Here is a 19271-nt window from a genome sequence, read left to right as displayed (position 1 = left end):
AACCTCAGTATTCAAACGATGGATACTGGGGCTTTGGTTTATTTCACCGTAATTATATTACTATTTTTAAAGGCCGTTGTAGAAAGTTCGTTGCCAATCCCGGGACGATCTGGCACAGTTAGTTGACCGTTTTCTGGCTCATAATCATATTTTGTCAATGCTAACATTTTTGGCATTGCTGTATTAATGTTATACTCGTGAATAACAAAATTAGGTAAGGTTGCTTCTAAGTTTAAGGAAACTGCCGTCATCAAATTACTACCAGTAATGTGGATTTGGACACCAATATCAGAAATTGCTGCTAAGTCACAGATTTTCTTGACCTCCGTTATCCCACCAGCAGTTCCAATATCCGGTTGGGCAACCTGAATGGCTCCCTGATCAAATGCCCGTTTGAAATCCCAGCGAGAATATAAACGTTCTCCGGAAGCGATTGGGAGACCAGTTTCGTGGTGCACAGTGGCTAAGAGTTGAGGATCTGGTTTGACTGGTTCTTCGTAATATAATGGTGAATACTGTTTGGCTAGTTTGCCGAAACGAATGGCTGCCAGTTTACCAGTCAGTGCGTGGTTCTCCAATATTAAATCGCCATTGGGGCCAAGTACCTGACGAACTGCATGTAGACGTCGTTGAACCAAATTTAGGTAGTCACTAGTTAAGAGATTCTCCTGGTCGATATGGTTAACTGGCTGGCCCTCTTCATCGAAAGTCAAAAAGTTAATTTTAACAGCGTCAAATCCCTTTTCTACCGCAATCCGGGTATTAGCCGCATAGTCTGCCGGTTGGCCAGCGTGATGGCGACCAACTCCTCAGCCCATCTGTAACTGACTCGCATAAGCACGTACTCGTCGTTGCTGCTCACCGCCTAATAATTCGTGTAAAGGGGCATGATAATATTTACCCTTAATATCCCATAAAGCAATATCAAAAGCCGAAATAGCACCAAAGATGACAGGCCCGGCGTTTAACCCAAAGAAACTCTGCCGATATAGTTTTTCCCAGATTACTTCGTGTTCTAACGGATTCATCCCAATTAGCAATGGTGCCAAATCATGCATTTCTGCAAATGCAGCATGACTAACAGCACCGTAGGAAAGAGCAACTTCGCCATCCCCATACAGACCGGTATCAGTATAAATTCGGCAAAAAGATGGTCGCCAGCCATCCTCTACCGGATCGCTATACAACAAATCAATTTTCTTTATTTTCACGATTGTTATCTCCCATTAACGATTTCTAAAATCACCTTAAGCATAAATGATTGCTAATAGTAAATGAATATTTTCAAAAACGATTAAGCTACTAAAAAGTTTTTGAGGGAAAACTTGAGAAAAATTAAAAAAGTGCCACCCAATTGATGATTAATTCACCAACCGGGTGGCTGTTGTTTTTTGCAATGAAGTCCAGAGTCATGACAAATTATCACAATTCTCGGTTTTTAAGTTTCAATTTATTTAGTATTAGTCATCTTAAAAGACATTATCTCGGCCATATTTACAGATGGGGAGGAGGGGACACTTAGTACATTTAGGATTCTTAGCGGTACATTGGTAGCGACCAAAGAAGATCATTGCGTGGTGAGCATCGAGCCATTCATCTTTGGGGACTGCCTCTTTTAGGCGTTTTTCAATCTGCAAAACGGTTGCGTTTGGTTTAACCATTCCTAAACGTCGTGCAACCCGACTAACATGTGTATCGACGGGAAAGGCAGGAATATTGAAACATTCTGCAAGGACAACGTTAGCGACTTTACGACCGACACTAGCTAAACTAGTTAATTCTTTCATGGTGTGGGGAACTTCACTGTTGAAATCTGTCACAATTCCCCGAGCGGCTTTAACAAGGTATTTAGCTTTATTATGGTAGAGACCGAGCGATTGAATAAACGGTTCAACGTCTTCGGGCTCAGCAATTGCTAGTGATTCAGGTGTTGGGTAACGGGTAAAAAGTGGCGGGGTAACCATATTAACTGATTTATCCGTTGATTGTGCACTGAGAATTGTCGCTAACAAGAAATGAAAAGTTGTATCAGCCTTTAATGTTGTTCCAGCTTCGGGAAACATGGCGCGCATTTGGTGAATGGCGTTGACAATTTCGCTATCTGTGAGCATGAAAGATCCTCCTTATATTTTCTTTTATTATAAAACAAATAAATTAACTGCCGAAAAATATTTGCTTTTAATTATCATTTGATAATGAGCTATAAGATATATATATATATATATATATATATACGGTAGCGCGGGATTGCGGGATTTTTATAATAAATAAATTTAAATATTGATTCGGACTTTATTTGACCTTTTTACGATAATGATGTATAACTAAAGGTGAACAAGCGATAAGTAATATTATTGCTTGGTTTATAACTGAAATTATTTAACGATTTAGTAGTCCTACTAGATTTCATTATGTATGTGATAATTTTTTCAGTTATCATGTTTGAACTGAACTTAATTTAATTGGTTGATACTTTATCCTCAAATTGAGATCATTGTCGCCTCCCCATGACTGTGATTTCGCAAATAATTTGCTAGGTTGATGTTATGACTTAGGTACACACTATCTAAACGCTTACCCCCTAAATTAACCTGAGTCGTAATTGGCATTCAACCGACCTAATTGAATTAATGATGCTTAAACATGCCCTATGAGACCTGCTAGATTGATCTCTATTGAAGACTTTTCAGAATTCCCCATTTCTGAAAAGTCTTTTTTGTTTTAATAATTAAAATTTTTTCATAAACGGGACAATAAATAAAAATAAAACATTTATTTAATTAACAATTGACCAATGTGCAATCGGTTGTTAGAATAAGTTAATGTTTTCTTATTATTCTAATCTAAATTTAATAGATAAGGAGGAATGGTTATGAGTTTTTGGAAAACAATTACCCGAAAAGAAGACCCGCGCGTCTATGCCAATAAAGACGGCCATCTGGTTCGTTCGTTGAAGGTGCGGGACTTCTTAGCACTTGGGGTCGGTACAATTGTCTCCACCTCTATTTTCACTCTTCCTGGTGAAGTGGCAGCAATGCATACTGGACCAGCCGTTGCAATCTCATTCTTACTTGCTGCAGTGGTTGCAGGATTAGTTGCGTTTTCTTATGCAGAAATGTCTGCAGCGATGCCATTTGCCGGTTCAGCGTATTCGTGGATTAACGTTGTTTTTGGTGAATTCTTTGGTTGGATTGCCGGTTGGGCACTTCTTGCGGAATATTTTATCGCACTAGCCTTTGTTGGTTCTGGTCTTTCGGCTAACTTTCGGGCATTAATTGCACCGTTAGGGTTGAAGCTCCCGGCATCATTGTCAAATGCGTTTGGGACTGATGGCGGAATTGTTGACCTGGTTTCGGTAGTAGTTATTGCTCTGGTTGCGGCCTTGATTTCTCGTGGGGTTTCTCGAGCTGCCCGAGTTGAGAATGTTTTGGTTGTCCTTAAAGTTTTCGCCGTTTTGCTATTTATTGTAGTAGGTTTGACAGCTTTACATGCTGCTAACTATGTTCCATTTGTTCCTAAATATCATGAAACCGCAAATGGACCATTTGGTGGTTGGCAGGGAATTTATGCTGGTGTTTCAATGATTTTCCTGTCATACATCGGCTTTGATTCAATTGCTGCTAATTCTGCGGAAGCTGTTAACCCGCAAAAGACAATGCCCCGAGGAATCCTTGGTTCACTTGTAATTGCTGTTGTCTTGTTTGTAGCTGTTAGTTTAGTTCTTGTCGGCATGCTTCCATACAGTAAATATGCTAATAGTGCTGAACCAGTTGGGTTGGCACTTCGGGCTGCCGGTCATGGCGGCGTGGCAACCGTTGTTCAGACAATTGCTGTTGTGGGGATGTTTACCGCATTAATTGGGATGAGTATGGCCGGCTCACGGTTGATTTACTCATTTGGTCGTGATGGAATGCTGCCAAAGTGGCTTGGTAAGTTAGATGAAAGTAATCGGCCAAACCGGGCACTATGGACTCTAACAATTGTTGGAATTCTGATCGGGGCGTTCTTCCCATTCGCATTCCTTTCACAGTTGATTTCTGCCGGAACGTTGATTGCGTTTATGTTCGTTTCAATCGGAATTTATCCATTGCGTCGCCGCGAAGGTAAAGATATTAATGACCCAGCATTTAAGGTGCCACTTTACCCAGTTTTACCAGCACTTGGCTTTGTCGCTTCATTGATGGTTTTCCTTGGTTTGGATTACCAAGCTAAACTGTACGCCGGAATTTGGTTTGTCTTTGGTCTAGTTATCTACTTTGCCTACGGAATGAAGCATTCGTATTTGAATAAGAAAAAGTAGAGTGCGAAACCGTAAAAACTCCCGGATGATAACGATTTCTCTCGACGAAGGCGATTAGCGCCTAGGAGAGAGGTCGTTATCTTGAGGGAGTTTAGGTTGAGCACGTTTTAACAAGGCTGCCCAGAACCTTTACCCAAAAAATTAAACGTGTTTCCACATACCAATTATTACTAACAACAAAAATATAAGTAGGGGGGATTGCTAATGGGTTCAATGGAAAATAACCACAAAATCTTAGCAAAAGAAAATGAAGCATTTGCCACCGCAGCACGAGTTAAGTATTACGATATCGTAATTAACAGTGGGCGGGGAGCTATTTTGACTGATGTTGATGGTAATCAGTACATTGATCTCTTAGCAAGTGCTAGTTCTACAAATACCGGGCATTGTCACCCGAAAGTTGTTAAAGCAATTCAGGATCAAGCAGCCCAAATTATTCAGTATACACCAGCTTATTTTGCAAATAGTCAAGCAGCGCGGTTAGCACCACGCTTAGCGGAATTAGCTCCAATATCAGGACCGACTGAGGTTGTTTGGGGTAATTCTGGTTCGGACGCCAACGATGCGATTATTAAATTTGCCAGGGCATATACTGGTCGTCAGTATATCGTTTCCTTCACGGGAGCATATCACGGGTCCACGTATGGTTCAATGACCCTATCCAGTGTCTCGCTGAATATGGCACGGAAGATGGGACCATTACTCCCTGGGGTTGTTAAAGTACCATTTCCCGATCCATGGGATAAACTTCCTGATGAATCAGAAGAGCAATTTGTTGATCGCTATTTCAAAATGTTTAAGTTGCCGTTTAAAACCTACTTACCGGTTGATGAAGTGGCCGCAATCTTGATTGAACCAATTCAGGGTGATGGTGGAATCGTTAAGACACCACCGGAATTTATGGAAAAGATTTATCAATTTGCTAAGGAAAACGGGATCCTCTTTGCTGTTGATGAAGTTAATCAAGGAATGGGGCGTACCGGGAAATGGTGGTCAATCCAACATTTTGGAATTGAGCCTGATTTGATGTCGGTTGGTAAATCGTTAGCTTCTGGGATGCCATTAAGTGCTGTTGTTGGTCGCAAAGAGATTATGGAGTCTCTTGGTGCTCCTGCTAACGTTTACACAACTGCTGGTAATCCAGTAACAACTGCAGCCGCTAATGCTACTTTAGATGTAATTCAGGATGAACATCTTCTTGAACGGTCAACTAAGTTAGGTGAAAAGGCTAAGCAGTTCTTTGAAGATGAACAAAAGAAATATGACTTTATCGGTGATGTCCGAATGTACGGCCTAGATGGTGGAATTAATATTGTTAACCCGCAAACTGGGAAAGGTGATACCGCAGCAACAACGCGGATTATGTATCGGGTATTTGAACTTGGTGCAATTATCATCAGTCTTCGGGGAAATATCCTGCGCTTCCAGCCACCGCTAGTAATTACCGAGGAAGAGTTAGACCGAGCCTTTGAAATGCTTGATCAGGCGTTTGCAGAAGAGGCTGCTGGAAAGTTAAGTCTTCCAGATAATGCTGAAGAATTAGGTTGGTAGTTCCTAAATTGTTACTTTAATAATCGAAAATAATCTCCTATAATATTTTGTTAGACAGCTAACTAAATGTTATAGGAGATTTTTTGATGGAATTAATTGGGCGATTGTTAAAAATGGCAACGAATAGCCTGAATCAAGAATTTAACCGGTTTGCTCAGCAGTATGACCTGACCGGGACACAGATGTCTGTAATTGATTTTATGGCTAATTGTGGAAGCCAGGAGTGTAACCAACAGATGATCGAACAGGAATTTAATATTAAACGGTCAACAACGACAGTAATTATTCAACGATTAGTGAAAAAAGGCTTGATTGAGCAACGGCAGTCAGCAACTGATCGCCGGCAAAAGGTAATTACGTTGACAGCAAGAGGAAGAGAATTAGCACCTAAAGTTAGGGAGTATATTTTAGGATCTGAAGAACAACTAATAGCTAACTTTACTGCTGAGGATCTTCATCAGTTCAAAGAAATTCTGAAATTCATGATTGGGGAGGGTGAAGAGAATGGTTCAAAATGATCGAATTCCGCCTCGGGTTGTTGCTGCCGTTATTGCGACAGGGTTAATGTCTTTTTGCGGAGTGATCGTTGAAACTGCGATGAATGTTACTTTCCCAATTCTGATGAGTGAGTTTAGTCTAACAACGAATACGGTTCAGTGGATGACATCAATCTACCTGTTGATTGTTGCGGTTATTGTTCCGCTTTCGGCAGTTCTTAAGAATTCGTATAAAACACGGACCCTTTTTACCGTAGCAAACCTATTTTTCTTTAGCGGTTTATTAGTGGATGCCTTTGCGCCAAGCTTCACCTTATTGCTATTAGGTCGAGCGATTCAAGGTGTCGGAACTGGAATTGCCCTGCCGCTGATGTTTAATATCATTATGGAACAGGTTCCCCAAAGTAAAATTGGCTTTATGATGGGAATTGGTAATTTAATCACCGGAATTGCTCCGGCAGTGGGACCAACATTTGGTGGGATCATTGCTAGTAAATTGAACTGGCGGTGGATCTTTTACATTCTCCTCCCGTTGATGGTTGTTTCGTTTATTTTAGGACGGTGGGGGATTCAACAAAAATCTGTGATTAGAAAACAGCGGGTTGATTCCGTTAGCCTTCTGATGATTGTGTTTATGTTTAGCGGATTGGTTGACGGTTTTAGTAATGTAGGGAGTGTCCCGTTTATGAGCATTAATGTTCTGGGAGCCTTTTGTCTTGGAATTATTGGAATGATTGGCTTAACGTGGCGTTCACTTACAATCGCAACGCCAACGTTAGATCTGCGCCTATTTAAAAATCATCGGTTTACCGGTCATGTTCTAGGCTTCTTTCTTACTCAGATTATGTCGCTTGGCTTTGCCTTTCTTTTACCAAATTATATCCAGTTAGTTAACGGTAATACTTCCACGATTGCCGGATTAGTTGTCTTACCGGCAGGGGTTGCCGGAGCAGTCTTTGCGCCGCTTGGTGGTAAAATCCTTGATCGATTTGGTGCGCGACGGCCGATTCTTTTGGGAATGACTCTTTGTTTTCTTTCCTTGCTTGTTTTTGCTGTAATTAGTCGACAAATGAGTAATGTTATTATTGCAATCGTTTATTGTTTCTATATGGCAGGAATGGGGATGTGCATGGGGAGCGTAATGACAAGCGCGCTCAGGACTATTAGTTCTTCAGAAACGGCACAGGGGAATGCAATCCTAAATACCCTTCAGCAGTTTGCTGGTGCAATGGGGACATCGATCGCTGCCATGATCGTTGCAAGTAGTCAAACACAGCTTAAAGTTAATCGGGCACTATCAACCGCAATTGGAACCCAACACGCGTTTATTGTTCTGACAATTTTCAGTGTCATTGTTTGGTTAAGTTATTACCGAAGTGTTAAAGATTAGCCCGCTTGCAAGTTATCAACAATTTCGGTTATACTTTAATCGCCGTCTTAGCTCAGATAGGTAGAGCACATCCATGGTAAGGGTGACACGGCGGTTCAACTCCGCCAGACGGCTTAATGATTTACCTCTTGACAACCTGACAATCACCTTTTATACTAACCATAATTTAATTTTTCTAATGATTTTATAATAATGCATTGATGAGAAGAGTAGGAATAGGCGCTCTCAGAAAGTGACCGCTGATGGTGAAAAGGCGGGAGAGTAATCATTCTGAAGATGAGCTCGGAGCAATTGAAAGGCGGTCAGTAATGGCTAGCTTTCCGGAAGGATCCGTTACCATCCCTGGCATTCTAGTTGAGTGCTGTTGAGACTGATTAATTCAGTGAATTTGGGTGGTACCACGTTGTTGACGTCCCTAGGTAGTTTAAATACTACTTAGGGGCGTTTTTTTGGTTATAACGAAAGGAAGAGAGCAATGACAAGATTTGACACCAAACTGGTTCATGCACCAGCACAACATGATAATAATACTGGAGCGGTGACTACTCCTATTTATAAAGCGACTACCTTTGCATATCCCAAAATTGGTGCACCAGTAAAGGATGATTATTCACGTTCTGGCAATCCAACCCGGCGTGCTTTGGAAGAACAATTGGCAGCGTTAGAGGAAGGAACAGCTGGCTTTGCCTTTTCTTCAGGAATGGCCGCTATTCATGCTGCATTGGCAATATTTGAACGGGGAGATCACATAATTGTTGGTAAGCAAATTTATGGCGGAACCTTTCGATTGCTTCACCAATTCTTTGAGCGTTGGGGACTGGAAATTACCGCTGTTGATACCCGTGATCTCACGGCAGTTGAAGCAGCGATTCAGCCAAATACCAAAGCAATTTACTTTGAACCCGTAACAAACCCACTATTGCAAGTAACAGTGGTGCGAAAGGTTGCTACATTGGCGCACCAACACCACCTACTGACGATCGTTGATAACACATTTTTAAGTCCATATTTACTACAGCCGTTGGCACAAGGAGCTGATATTGTAATTCATAGTGCAACTAAGTATCTATCAGGACATTCTGACGTTTCAGCAGGAGCAGTGATTGTTAAAAATCGTGAGTTAGCTAAGCGGGTTTATTTTATTCAAAACGCTCTTGGTAGTATTTTGTCACCTGAGGATAGTAATGAACTAGCAAGAGGAATTAAGACTCTAAGTTTACGGTTGGATCGGCAAATTGCTAATGTTAAGGAGCTGATCAACTATTTACGAGGATTAAGCGTGGTTGAAAAGATCTATTATCCTGGGGTTGAGGGGCAACCAGGATATCAGGAGCTACATCAAGAAGCTAAGGGGGCTGGCAGTGTGTTCTCGTTTGAATTAACAGAAAGGGTAGATCCGGTTAAGTTTGTCAATGCTCTTCACTTATTCAAGCTGGCTGTTAGTTTGGGAGCCGTAGAAAGCCTGGTTGAATTGCCAAGCAAAATGAGCCATGCAGAATTAAGCGAAGAGGAGCAGTTAGCTGCTGGAATCAAGCCTGGATTAATTCGGATGTCAGTTGGGATTGAAGATTTTCATGATCAAATCGCTGATATTCAGCAGGCAATCGCAAAGTCAAGAAAATAGGGGGGTAATTACTATGTGTAAATATTCAGTTGAAACAATTGCGGCACAAGCAGGAAACCATATTGATGACAAAAAAGCGGTTGCTCTACCGTTGTACTTTTCTTCGAACTATCGCCATGATTCCCTTGAAGAAGCTAAGAATTTTGATCCGAACAAGGGATACACATATTCTCGAATAGCAACCCCTAATCGTCGAGCACTTGAACAAACAATGGCGAACCTTGAAGCCGGTCGGCGAGGATTTGCTCTAAGTTCAGGAATGGCCGCAATTCAGTTAGCGTTAAGTATCCTAAAAACTGGCGATCATTTGATTTCTCTTGATGACCTGTATGGTGGTGATTTTCGATATTTTCGTTATCTTCATTCGCATGTCGGAATTAACTTTGATCAGTGGAATGGTGAAAGACTCGCAGATTTGCTAGCTAAAATTACTCCGCAGACTAGAGTTGTTTTGCTAGAAACACCTTCAAACCCAACAATGAAAGAATTAGATATTGCAGAAATTGCTACTGCAGTTCATAAAAAGAATTCTCAAATTTTAGTGATTGTGGATAATACGTTCTATACCCCAGTTTATCAACGACCACTTGAACTAGGGGCAGATGTTGTTGTTCATTCCGCAACAAAATATTTATCAGGACACAATGATCTGCTTGGTGGTATTTTGGTTTGTAAGAATCAAGAACTCGCTGAACGATATTTTGAATATTACATTACGACTGGTGATACGTTGGATTCTTTTGATTCATGGCTGTTATTACGAAGCTTGAAAACATTAGATGTTCGGGTAAGACAGCATACTAAGAATGCTCAAGCGGTGGTTAAATATCTTAAACAGGATCCAAGAGTCGAGAAGGTATTATATCCCGGGAAGGGTGGGATGATTAGTTTTTACCTTAAAGCTGAAGATGATGTTGCTAGGCTTTTAGATAATGTGAAACTGATTACCTTTGCGGAAAGTCTTGGAGGAATTGAAAGCTTGATTACAATTCCGTATTATCAAACTCATGCTGATGTGGAGCTTGATCAACGGCAACGATTAGGGATCACACCACGCTTATTGCGACTATCTGTTGGTTTAGAAAATCCTCAAGACCTGATTAATGATATCAAGCAGGCATTAGGAGAATAAAAAAACAGGCTCAGACGTGAAATTAGTCTTAGTCTGTTTAGTATTGCTTTACGGGCCTTCTGTACCTACTCAAGCTAACGTTCTAGGCAACTGAGTCGAAATGTGTTCGCAGGGAAGCCCCTATAGACAACAACCTCCCTCCCAGATGCTTTCAGCATCCAGTCGGGAGAAATTGTTAGCTTTCCGCAAGTCCTCTGCTGGCTCGCACTCTACTTTGCTAGCATTTCCATTCTTAATGCTTCGTAGATGGAGTTTTTGGCACCGAGAGTCATGCTAGTGAAGTAGGCAATAAAGGTAAGAATGGTCATTGGTAAAATCTGATCAACTGAGCCAACCATTTCGGTGACGAGAAGAATTGCGGAAATGGGGGTTCCTTCAGTGGCGCCAAAGTAAGCAGCCATCCCCATTGCAATCAAGTTCAGGTAACAGCTTGCTGGGATAATGTTGAAGTGAATCAAGATAATTCCGGCGATTGCGCCAAGAAGACTACCAAGAACGAAGATCGGCATAAAGATACCACCAGGAACAGTAGCACCAGCGGCAATCATTGTTCCCGTATATCGCAGGACAAAAAAGAGGATGAGCATCCCTAAAACTAATAGCCAGTTAGTCTTTAATGACATTTGCGTAATATACATAATAAAATTATGACTTCCACCAAGAATATGGCAATTCCATAGACCAACAGGAATAACAAGAAGTAAGGGGAGAATGCTGTGATAATAGTTAGGGAGAATGGTAAATTTACGGTACCACCAACCGAGATTAAGTATTCCGTATTGAAAAAGGTACCCACCAGCGCCAATAACAATACCAACTAGAATTAGCCATGGGTATGACGAGAGTGGTAACCGCATTGAGATTGGCATGGCTAGACATGGTTTTGTCCCAAAAAAGAGGATTGTCATTAGGTCGGCAGAAATAGCAGCGGCTAAGGCTCCTGCAATTACCTTAAAATTAAAATGACGGGTAACCTCTTCAAGCAGGAAAACAGTTCCGGCGATGGGGGCACTAAAGGCAGCTGATAATCCAGCAGCAATCCCGCATTTAATTAACAGATCGCGCTCTTCAGTATTCTGATAGTGGTATACATCTTCCGCAAATCCTTGTCCAATACAGGCACCAATTTGAATACAAGGACCTTCTCGACCAAGAAAAAGTCCTGGACAGATAGTTAGGAGACCACTGACAAACTTTCGCCAGAGGACACTCCACCAATTCATTTGATGCTTACCAATTAGAATTGCTTCAATCTGAGGAACGCCAGAACCAACAATATCGAATAATTCAGGACGAATTATCTTTGCGATTAGCCAGACAACGATTAACGTTCCTAAAATATATGGAATAATCATCAGTGGGTGGCTACCCAAATAAGGATACACAATTGTTAAAAGGATCAGTGTTTGATCAATAATCCAACGAAAGGTACCGACGACTAATCCGGTGATAACCCCTACTAAAATTCCGGGAATAACATAGCGTAAGAATTCAGCGGTAAAGGGTTTTCGTAAAAGATCTTTTGCGCGCAGGACTGTTCCTGTGTCAGTCGATGAATTCATTTCTTCACTTCCAATCTACACGCCCCAATTATATTCTTTTCAAGATCCTTTCACAATTCTAAAGAAGCGCTATCATTAGGATTAATATGTTACAATATGGTTTTAATTAAGTACGAGCGGGAACGGAGGTCTTTTAATGGAATTTATTGCAACGCTAGCGGGACTATTGCTGGCGACCCAATTAGTAGCGCATCTTTGTCGACGAGTCGAAATTCCCGAGGTTATTGGGCAGATTCTGGTTGGAATTGTTGCCGGACCGGCGCTATTAAACTGGGTTCACCTCAATTCAATGATGAACGAGTTTCAGGAAATTGGGGTAATTATTTTAATGTTCATTGCCGGCTTGGAAAGTGATCTTTCATTATTGAAAAAATATCTCAAACCAGCAGTGGTTGTGGCAATTGTTGGTGTTGTGGTTCCAATTGCAATTATGGCTCCTGCGAGTTACTTTTTCGGCTTCACAACTCTTGAATCGATTTTCATTGGGGTTATTTTTTCCGCAACTTCGGTGAGTATTTCGGTTGCGGTCCTGCGAGAATTTAAACGATTGGATAGCCGTGAGGGAGCAACGATTTTAGGGGCTGCTGTGGCTGATGATATTATTGGCGTGATCCTCTTAAGTATTATGATCAGTGTGGTTAATCAGGCTGAAGGAAAGACTGGGGGGCAGCCATTATGGGCAGTCCTGCTTCTCCAAGTCTTGTTCTTTGGTGGGACTTACCTGGTTGTTAAATGGCTTGCTCCATACATGATGCATCTTAGTGAGCGGCTATTGACTGTTGCGTCACCGTCCGTAATGGCGATGATCATCTGTTTAGGAATGGCGGCAATTGCTGATTATGTTGGTCTAAGTGGGGCAGTTGGCTCTTTCTTTGCCGGGATCGCTGTTGCTAATACCCACCGAAAGGAAACGATTAACCGAAGCTTTATTCCAATTGGCTATGCCATGTTTATCCCGTTATTCTTTGTGAGCGTCGGTTTAAACATGCGAATTGATCGGCTAGATGAGTCATTTGTTTTTGTGATTGTGATGACGGTTCTTGCCTGCTTGACTAAGTTAGTCGGGTGTGGTGCCGGAGCCTATCTTTCGGGATTTGACTTTAACAGTTCATATGTCGTTGGTAGCGGAATGATTGCTCGGGGCGAAATGGCGCTGATCACCGCGCAAATCGGTTATCAAGCACATCTCTTATCATCAATGTATTATTCTGATGTAATTACAGTAATTATTGTGGCAACCGTTTTAGCACCATTTATCTTGAAACATGCTTTAGTGAAAGCAAATGAAGTTGCTGAATAGGAGAATATTTTGTAAATAAAGGAGGTCGGTGAGAAATAAAATTTGCCGACCTCCTTTGAATGCTGAGAGGGATGAAAATAATGAAGTATCTAATTGGGGTTGATGTTGGTACAACCGCGACTAAAGCAGTGCTGTATGATGAAAATGCAACGATCATCGGCCATTTTATTAAGAATTACCTCATTTACCGCGACCCACAGGGGATGGCGGAACAAGATCCAGAAGAAATCTTTCAAGCAGTTGAAACGGTAATTCGGGCGGCAACTCATCGGGCTGATTTAAAAACGGGACAATTACTTGGTGTTGCATTTTCAACGGCTAATCAAAGCTTACTGTTACTCGATGAACATTACCATCCCTTGACCAGAATTATTACCTGGGCTGATACCCGTGCTCGTCAAGATGCCTTGAAACTGAAAGAGACACCAGAAGGAAAGCAGCTTTATCAGACGACGGGAACGCCAATTCACCCGATGACGCCCTTAGCTAAGTTAATCTGGATTAGACGAGAACACCCGGAGCTTTTTCGCCAAATACGTCATGTAGCAGATATCAAGTCATACATCTTTTGGCGCTTATTTAGGAAGTTCAAGGTTGATCTTTCTGTTGCGAGTTGTACAGGTTTATTGGATATTCATACCGGAAAGTGGGACCAAGCTGCTCTAAAATTAGCTGGAATTAGTGAAAAGCAATTACCGATTGTTACTGAGCCAACTTCCCAAGAGACAGTGATGGTGGAAAGTGAACGCCAGAAAATGGATGTCCCACGCAGCACGCCGTTTGTATATGGTGCCTTTGATGGCGCCCTTTCTAACATTGGTGTTGGCGCGATTAAGCCTAATCAGGTTGCCATTACGATTGGAACATCAGCCGCCGTTCGGGTAATTACGGATCGACCGGTGATAGATCCACAAAAACGACTATTTTGTTATATGGTAGACAAAAAGCACTGGATTGTTGGTGGTCCGCTAAACAATGGTGGAGACGTTTTTCAATGGGCAGTGCACCATCTAATTGATCATGGAGCCTTAGAGAACGAACAAGTCGATCGCTATACATTAGCAAACCGGATAATTGAGGGAACCTCGACTGGGAGTCACGGCCTGTTATTTCATCCTTATTTAGGAGGTGAACGGGCACCGATTTGGGATGCAAATGCCCGGGGCGATTTCTTTGGTCTGACTGTACTGCATACCCGAGCCGACATGCTTCGGGCAGTTCTTGAGGGGATTAACTTTAATATTGCGAGTGTTTTTGAGACAGTAATCAAGTTAGTGGGGAAACCGCAATCAGTTACGGCTACAGGTGGCTTTGCTCGGTCGAAAATTTGGCGGCAAATGCTAGCGGATATTTTAGATTGCCAGGTTAATGTCCCGATTTCTTTTGAATCAGGATGTCTTGGAGCAGCTATTTTGATAATGCAGAGTAGCGGCCTTGCTAGTAACTATGATGTTGTAACAACTTATCTCGGTGAGAAAACAAAATATGATCCACAACCACAATCAGTTGCGGTTTATAAGCACCTTTTTCCCGTATTCTGCCAGGTTGAAAAGCTATTGGCCCCATCTTATCCAACAATTGCTAATCTTCAGAGTGAGCTCGCTTCACTTCATGGTGACAATTAAATAGTGCTACAATAGTTAGACTGATTCAGAGGAGGCTTTTGTGTGAACGAAGAACAGGAACGACACATGGAGCAGCAGCGGGTCGATTTAGTAATGAAGCAGATCGACAAACAAATAGCTGAAACTAAGAAGGCACTTGCTGATGCCCATAAGGAAACTCGAGCGGTTGAAAAGAATTACAGTGAAAATGCCTCAATTAACCGGTATGAAATTGACGACATTGCTGAATCACGAGCAATGATCGAACAGCAGCGGCAGTTAGTATCACGAGCAGCTGAAAGTGAAACGATCCTTCGCCGGCAGTTAAAGACACTGCAAAATCTTAAGCAGACACCGTATTTCGGGAGGATTGATATTCAGGATCCTGGTAAAGATCAACCGGAAACGTTATATATTGGAACGGCTTCGCTAATGAATGATGATAAAACTGCCTTTCTCATTTATGATTGGCGGGCACCGATTTCGGGTGTTTACTACAACGGAACGTTAGGTGAGGTGCGGTATGAAACACCGAATGGAATTCGGGAAACGGTCTTAATTAAGAAACGCCAATTTACCATTAAAGATGGGCGGATCGTTAACATGTTTGATACTAATGAAACGGTGGGAGATGAATTACTCCAGGCCGCTCTTGGTGAGCAAAATGATCAATACATGCATAACATTGTTGCCACGATCCAGCAGGAACAAAATGACATCATCCGCGATACCCATAGTGATCTCTTACTAGTACAAGGGGTTGCTGGATCGGGGAAAACTTCAGCAGTTTTACAACGGATTGCCTACCTCCTTTACCATAGTCGAACCGCATTAAATGCCGATCAGATTGTCCTCTTTAGTCCCAATCGACTCTTTAGCCACTATATTTCTCAAGTCTTACCGAGCCTTGGGGAACGAAACATGCGTCAGGTGACAATGTCAGGTTTTGTTCGGCGCCGGTTTGAAGGTTTACAAGTAGAAAATATTTTTGAGAGATATGAAAAGCGTCAACGGGCATCGAACCAAGATCGCCGAATTGACGACTTCTTAGAAAGTCAACCGGCAATGAATGATATTCATCGGTATGCAACCCATCTAATGGATGAGCAGCTTCAATTTAGTAACATTACTTTTGAAGGACGGGTCTTTTTCACTGCTGAGCATATTCAAGAACTCTATCAAAAACAGCCAACCGCAATGAAGACCGCTAATCGAATGGTTCAGTTAAAGAATAAGTTAATCCGCGAACTTCAGCGGCGAGTAAAAGAAGAAGCAAAAAAGGACTGGGTAGCTAAGGAACTTGATAGTCTTGATACTCAGCAACTTCATAATTTATACGGTAAAAAGACGATTGATGATTTTCGGGATGAAGATGAGCAATATGCTTACCTTGCATATCGCTGGGCAAAACGACGACTAAGGATTGTCGCTGACGCAATTTATAATGACTATTTCATTGATATTTATAGTCAGTACGCAAATTGGCTGCGACAGTTGCCATTGCCTGAAGAGATTCACCGGGAAGAGTGGCGACGGATGATTGATAATTATAGTAATGAATTAGAAATGCACCGTTTGGCAATGATGCACGCGGCCCCGCTGATGTACTTGCGCGATTTATTAATGGGGAGTGGGCAGAACCATTCGTTTAAGTATGTCTTTATTGATGAAATGCAGGATTATTCAGTGGCAATGATGATCTACCTGCGTCACGCTTTTCCAGGAGCCAAGTTTACTGTTCTCGGTGATAGCGAACAGGCACTGTTTAAACCATTGGAACTACCTGAGCAATTATTGGCACGTCTGAGCAAAACGCTAGTAGCTAAGCATCCTAATCTAATTTCGTTACGCCGAAGCTACAGATCAACAAAGGAAATTACGGACTTTGCTAAAGCGCTGTTGCCTGATGGTGATCAAATAGTGTCATTTACCCGTCATGGGCAACGGCCAGCGCTTCTGGTTCGTTCTTCAGCTGATGCTGTTGAACAGGCGCTACAAGACAGTGTTGAAAAGTATCATGAACAATATGAAACAGTTGCGATCCTTACTAAGGATCAGGAGCAAGCACAACAGGTTTACCGTCAATTGCATCGACAATTTTCCAATGTTCATTTGCTAGATATGAACGATACAGAACTGCCGAGTGGAATCTTAGTTCTTCCCGTTTATCTGGCTAAGGGACTTGAATTCGATTCAGTGATTGCCTATGATGTTTCGCAAGCAAACCTTAAGGGAACCGATGAAATTGGGATGTTCTACACAATGGCTACTCGGGCAATGCATGATCTGACGATGATTAGTAATGGGCAAGTAAGTACGGCAGTTAATGAAAAGGCTAGTCAACAACTAACGATTGAACATGAATTAATAAGGTAAAAGACTAGTAAAATAATTGAAAAAGCGCTTTCATTATAAAACGACTTATGTTAGTCTAGGTATGTTAGATTGATATGTGAGGAGATGTTTCGCCATGGTAAAAGACGAATACACATTAGTTTTAGTAAAACCCGATGGTGTTAAGACCCGCCATATTGGGGAAATTATTACCCGAATTGAACGAAAGGGCTACAAGATTGAAGCCTTAAAGATGATTCAACCAACTGAAGAATTGCTCCGTCAACACTATGCTGATAAGGTTGATAAGCCATTCTTCCCTGAATTACTTGAATACATGACAGAAGGGCCAATCGTGGGAATTGTCGTTTCTGGAACAAATGTTATCAAGGCAATTCACAACATGGCTGGTGCTACCAACCCAGTTGAAGCCGAATGGGGAACTATTCGTGGTGACTACGGTCGTGAATGGCCAGATGGCAACCTTCGGAATATTGTTCACACTTCCGACGAACCTTCCTCTGCTACTAAAGAAATCAAAATCTGGTTCCCAGAATTTGAATTTACACAGGGCTAGAGTGTGAGCCCGTTAAAACCTTCCGGTGGCTAACGATTTCTCCACCGAACGGCGGTATGCCGTCGGAGGTGGAGGTCGTTAGCTCGAGGAAGGTTAGGGCGAACACGTTTCGACTATGCTGCAGTAGAACATGCAAGTTCCTGACGAAGGAGTGAACCAGAAAACTTGTTTTCGTCTGTGAACCCTCGCAAGGCTGATTAGACTTCTTGCTATCAACTTGTTGATAAAAGAAGTCAATCAGCTACTGCGCAGATCTCGACTCGGTTGCCTAAAATCATTAGCTAATCTGATAATTTCACAAAAATCTTCATAAATAAAAATGGACTGGAATTTCCGGTCCATTTTTATTTACGAAACTAATTAGAGTGTGATCCTGCTCGGTATAACTTTGGGCTGAAACCACTATAACGTTTGAATGCTTTGGAAAAGGTGAATTCGTCTTTGTAACCAACACGACGGGAAATTACCTGAATAGGATCATCGGTATTTACAAGCTGCTGTTGGGCATCTTCCATTCGTAACTGGGTAAGGAACTTTTGCGGTGAAACGTTCATTTGTGATTTGAACAGGTTATATAGGTAGCTTCGGGAGATATTAAGGTGATGGCAAAGATCTTCGATGTTGCAGTTACTATCCTGGTAATGTTCTCTTAAATAGTAATTAGCAAGCTGGAGTCTTTGCTGAGCCTTGGTGTTAGCGTGAGGCGCTTTATCAGGGTACTCAGTAACAAGCTGGTAAAACATTTGATAGGTAAGTGCTTCAACTAGGATATCATTTCCAAGCGAACTCGGCTTTTTTAGGGTGGTAAATAATTTGTGTAGGCTGGAGTAGAATTGACTATCCTGGACTTGACGTAAATAACGCTTTTTATTCAATTCCGAGCCAGCAAGCATTGTTTTTATCTTGGTACCAGAAAAACCGATCCAAAAGTATTTCCACGGATCCTGACCATCGGCCTGGTAAAAGCAGGGGACGCCTTTTGGAAGAATAAAAATATCCCCTTTTTTTAAGGTTACTGCAGGATGGTTTGCAGATGAAAAGCTCCCACAGCCATCTTGAATATAGTGGATAACGTAATTATCCCGAACATTATTTCCCCGGAAAAAGTAATTTGGTGGACAATTATACTGTCCAATAAAAAGAATGTTACTTTCCAAACTCTTCCCGGTTAAGCTTTTATATTCTCCGTCCATCATGATACTCCTTTAAAGCTACTTCGAATTGTTAAAATTTTTATATGACATGGTAATTTGTTGATAAAACAAGCCAAAAGAATTAGCACTATAATACAATTTATCAATATTAAATGTCAATTTGTCTTATGAGATAAATGGCATTTTTTTCGTACACTTAACCATGGAATGATAAACGCTTATCAAATATAATGAATGCAAACTCTG

15 protein-coding genes and 1 tRNA gene are annotated in these 19271 nt (G+C 41.6%); 11 read left to right on the top strand and 5 right to left on the bottom strand.

Annotated elements, in window-relative coordinates; all coding sequences use genetic code 11:
- Window positions 1–38 precede the first annotated feature (38 nt).
- From PRK60_RS08415 to nth, 3 genes are all read right to left on the bottom strand, one after another.
- Window positions 39–713 (bottom strand): mandelate racemase/muconate lactonizing enzyme family protein, encoded by a 675-nt coding sequence (locus PRK60_RS08415; protein ID WP_273645974.1) that lies wholly within the window; start codon window positions 711–713, stop codon window positions 39–41.
- Window positions 714–809: 96 nt separating this feature from the next.
- Window positions 810–1211, bottom strand: a complete 402-nt coding sequence (locus PRK60_RS08410) for an enolase-like domain-containing protein (RefSeq protein ID WP_273645973.1) — start codon at window positions 1209–1211, stop codon at window positions 810–812.
- Window positions 1212–1469: 258 nt separating this feature from the next.
- Complete coding sequence (gene nth / locus PRK60_RS08405) at window positions 1470–2111, bottom strand: endonuclease III (RefSeq protein ID WP_273645972.1); 642 nt, start codon at window positions 2109–2111, stop codon at window positions 1470–1472.
- Between the two features lie 761 nt (window positions 2112–2872).
- Here nth and PRK60_RS08400 point away from each other — a divergent pair.
- The 7 genes from PRK60_RS08400 (at window position 2873) to PRK60_RS08370 (ending at window position 10494) form a co-directional block, all read left to right on the top strand.
- Window positions 2873–4300 (top strand): APC family permease, encoded by a 1428-nt coding sequence (locus PRK60_RS08400; RefSeq protein WP_273645971.1) that lies wholly within the window; start codon window positions 2873–2875, stop codon window positions 4298–4300.
- A gap of 204 nt (window positions 4301–4504) precedes the next feature.
- Window positions 4505–5851, top strand: a complete 1347-nt coding sequence (locus PRK60_RS08395) for an aspartate aminotransferase family protein (RefSeq protein ID WP_273645970.1) — start codon at window positions 4505–4507, stop codon at window positions 5849–5851.
- 86 nt (window positions 5852–5937) lie between these two features.
- A complete protein-coding gene (locus PRK60_RS08390) occupies window positions 5938–6369 on the top strand; it encodes a MarR family winged helix-turn-helix transcriptional regulator (protein WP_102168253.1) in 432 nt (143 codons plus the stop codon).
- The gene (locus PRK60_RS08385) at window positions 6356–7738 is read left to right on the top strand and encodes an MFS transporter (RefSeq protein WP_273645969.1); all 1383 of its coding nucleotides are present in this window, start codon (window positions 6356–6358) and stop codon (window positions 7736–7738) included. Before PRK60_RS08390 ends, PRK60_RS08385 begins: the two co-directional genes overlap by 14 nt.
- 41 nt (window positions 7739–7779) lie before the next feature.
- A tRNA-Thr gene (locus PRK60_RS08380) sits at window positions 7780–7852 on the top strand.
- A gap of 361 nt (window positions 7853–8213) precedes the next feature.
- On the top strand, window positions 8214–9362 hold the full coding sequence (locus tag PRK60_RS08375; protein ID WP_102168255.1) for a trans-sulfuration enzyme family protein: 1149 nt from the start codon (window positions 8214–8216) through the stop codon (window positions 9360–9362).
- A gap of 13 nt (window positions 9363–9375) precedes the next feature.
- Window positions 9376–10494, top strand: coding sequence for a trans-sulfuration enzyme family protein (locus tag PRK60_RS08370; protein ID WP_273645968.1), 1119 nt, complete (start codon window positions 9376–9378; stop codon window positions 10492–10494).
- Between the two features lie 209 nt (window positions 10495–10703).
- Here PRK60_RS08370 and PRK60_RS08365 read toward each other — a convergent pair whose 3' ends face one another.
- The gene (locus tag PRK60_RS08365; protein ID WP_273645967.1) at window positions 10704–12056 is read right to left on the bottom strand and encodes a ClC family H(+)/Cl(-) exchange transporter; all 1353 of its coding nucleotides are present in this window, start codon (window positions 12054–12056) and stop codon (window positions 10704–10706) included.
- A 136-nt stretch (window positions 12057–12192) separates the two neighbouring features.
- On the opposite strand from PRK60_RS08365, the gene PRK60_RS08360 reads away from it, so the two are divergent.
- The 4 genes from PRK60_RS08360 (at window position 12193) to ndk (ending at window position 17871) form a co-directional block, all read left to right on the top strand.
- Entirely contained in the window at window positions 12193–13356 is a 1164-nt protein-coding gene (locus PRK60_RS08360; RefSeq protein WP_102168257.1) for a cation:proton antiporter, read from the top strand.
- Window positions 13357–13436: 80 nt separating this feature from the next.
- Window positions 13437–14981, top strand: a complete 1545-nt coding sequence (locus PRK60_RS08355; RefSeq protein WP_273645966.1) for a gluconokinase — start codon at window positions 13437–13439, stop codon at window positions 14979–14981.
- A gap of 66 nt (window positions 14982–15047) precedes the next feature.
- On the top strand, window positions 15048–17336 hold the full coding sequence (gene helD, locus PRK60_RS08350) for an RNA polymerase recycling motor HelD (RefSeq protein ID WP_273646446.1): 2289 nt from the start codon (window positions 15048–15050) through the stop codon (window positions 17334–17336).
- Between the two features lie 94 nt (window positions 17337–17430).
- The gene (ndk, locus tag PRK60_RS08345) at window positions 17431–17871 is read left to right on the top strand and encodes a nucleoside-diphosphate kinase (RefSeq protein ID WP_102168259.1); all 441 of its coding nucleotides are present in this window, start codon (window positions 17431–17433) and stop codon (window positions 17869–17871) included.
- A gap of 356 nt (window positions 17872–18227) precedes the next feature.
- Here ndk and PRK60_RS08340 read toward each other — a convergent pair whose 3' ends face one another.
- Window positions 18228–19064, bottom strand: a complete 837-nt coding sequence (locus PRK60_RS08340; RefSeq protein ID WP_102168260.1) for an AraC family transcriptional regulator — start codon at window positions 19062–19064, stop codon at window positions 18228–18230.
- Window positions 19065–19271: the final 207 nt, after the last annotated feature.

The sequence above is a fragment of the Limosilactobacillus portuensis genome (assembly GCF_028607025.1).
GTDB classification, from domain to species: Bacteria; Bacillota; Bacilli; order Lactobacillales; family Lactobacillaceae; genus Limosilactobacillus; species Limosilactobacillus portuensis.
Note: the sequence above shows the minus strand (reverse complement) of the source record. Positions and strands in the feature narration are given on the sequence as shown.

What these genes read in the sequence shown, in the direction of transcription:
- nth (WP_273645972.1), bottom strand. Translation starts at nt 2,111, where the DNA reads ATGCTCACAGATAGCGAAATTGTCAACGCCATTCACCAAATGCGCGCC.
- PRK60_RS08400 (WP_273645971.1), top strand. Translation starts at nt 2,873, where the DNA reads ATGAGTTTTTGGAAAACAATTACCCGAAAAGAAGACCCGCGCGTCTAT.
- PRK60_RS08395 (WP_273645970.1), top strand. Translation starts at nt 4,505, where the DNA reads ATGGGTTCAATGGAAAATAACCACAAAATCTTAGCAAAAGAAAATGAA.
- PRK60_RS08390 (WP_102168253.1), top strand. Translation starts at nt 5,938, where the DNA reads ATGGAATTAATTGGGCGATTGTTAAAAATGGCAACGAATAGCCTGAAT.
- PRK60_RS08385 (WP_273645969.1), top strand. Translation starts at nt 6,356, where the DNA reads ATGGTTCAAAATGATCGAATTCCGCCTCGGGTTGTTGCTGCCGTTATT.
- PRK60_RS08375 (WP_102168255.1), top strand. Translation starts at nt 8,214, where the DNA reads ATGACAAGATTTGACACCAAACTGGTTCATGCACCAGCACAACATGAT.
- PRK60_RS08370 (WP_273645968.1), top strand. Translation starts at nt 9,376, where the DNA reads ATGTGTAAATATTCAGTTGAAACAATTGCGGCACAAGCAGGAAACCAT.
- PRK60_RS08365 (WP_273645967.1), bottom strand. Translation starts at nt 12,056, where the DNA reads ATGAATTCATCGACTGACACAGGAACAGTCCTGCGCGCAAAAGATCTT.
- PRK60_RS08360 (WP_102168257.1), top strand. Translation starts at nt 12,193, where the DNA reads ATGGAATTTATTGCAACGCTAGCGGGACTATTGCTGGCGACCCAATTA.
- PRK60_RS08355 (WP_273645966.1), top strand. Translation starts at nt 13,437, where the DNA reads ATGAAGTATCTAATTGGGGTTGATGTTGGTACAACCGCGACTAAAGCA.
- helD (WP_273646446.1), top strand. Translation starts at nt 15,048, where the DNA reads ATGGAGCAGCAGCGGGTCGATTTAGTAATGAAGCAGATCGACAAACAA.
- ndk (WP_102168259.1), top strand. Translation starts at nt 17,431, where the DNA reads ATGGTAAAAGACGAATACACATTAGTTTTAGTAAAACCCGATGGTGTT.
- PRK60_RS08340 (WP_102168260.1), bottom strand. Translation starts at nt 19,064, where the DNA reads ATGGACGGAGAATATAAAAGCTTAACCGGGAAGAGTTTGGAAAGTAAC.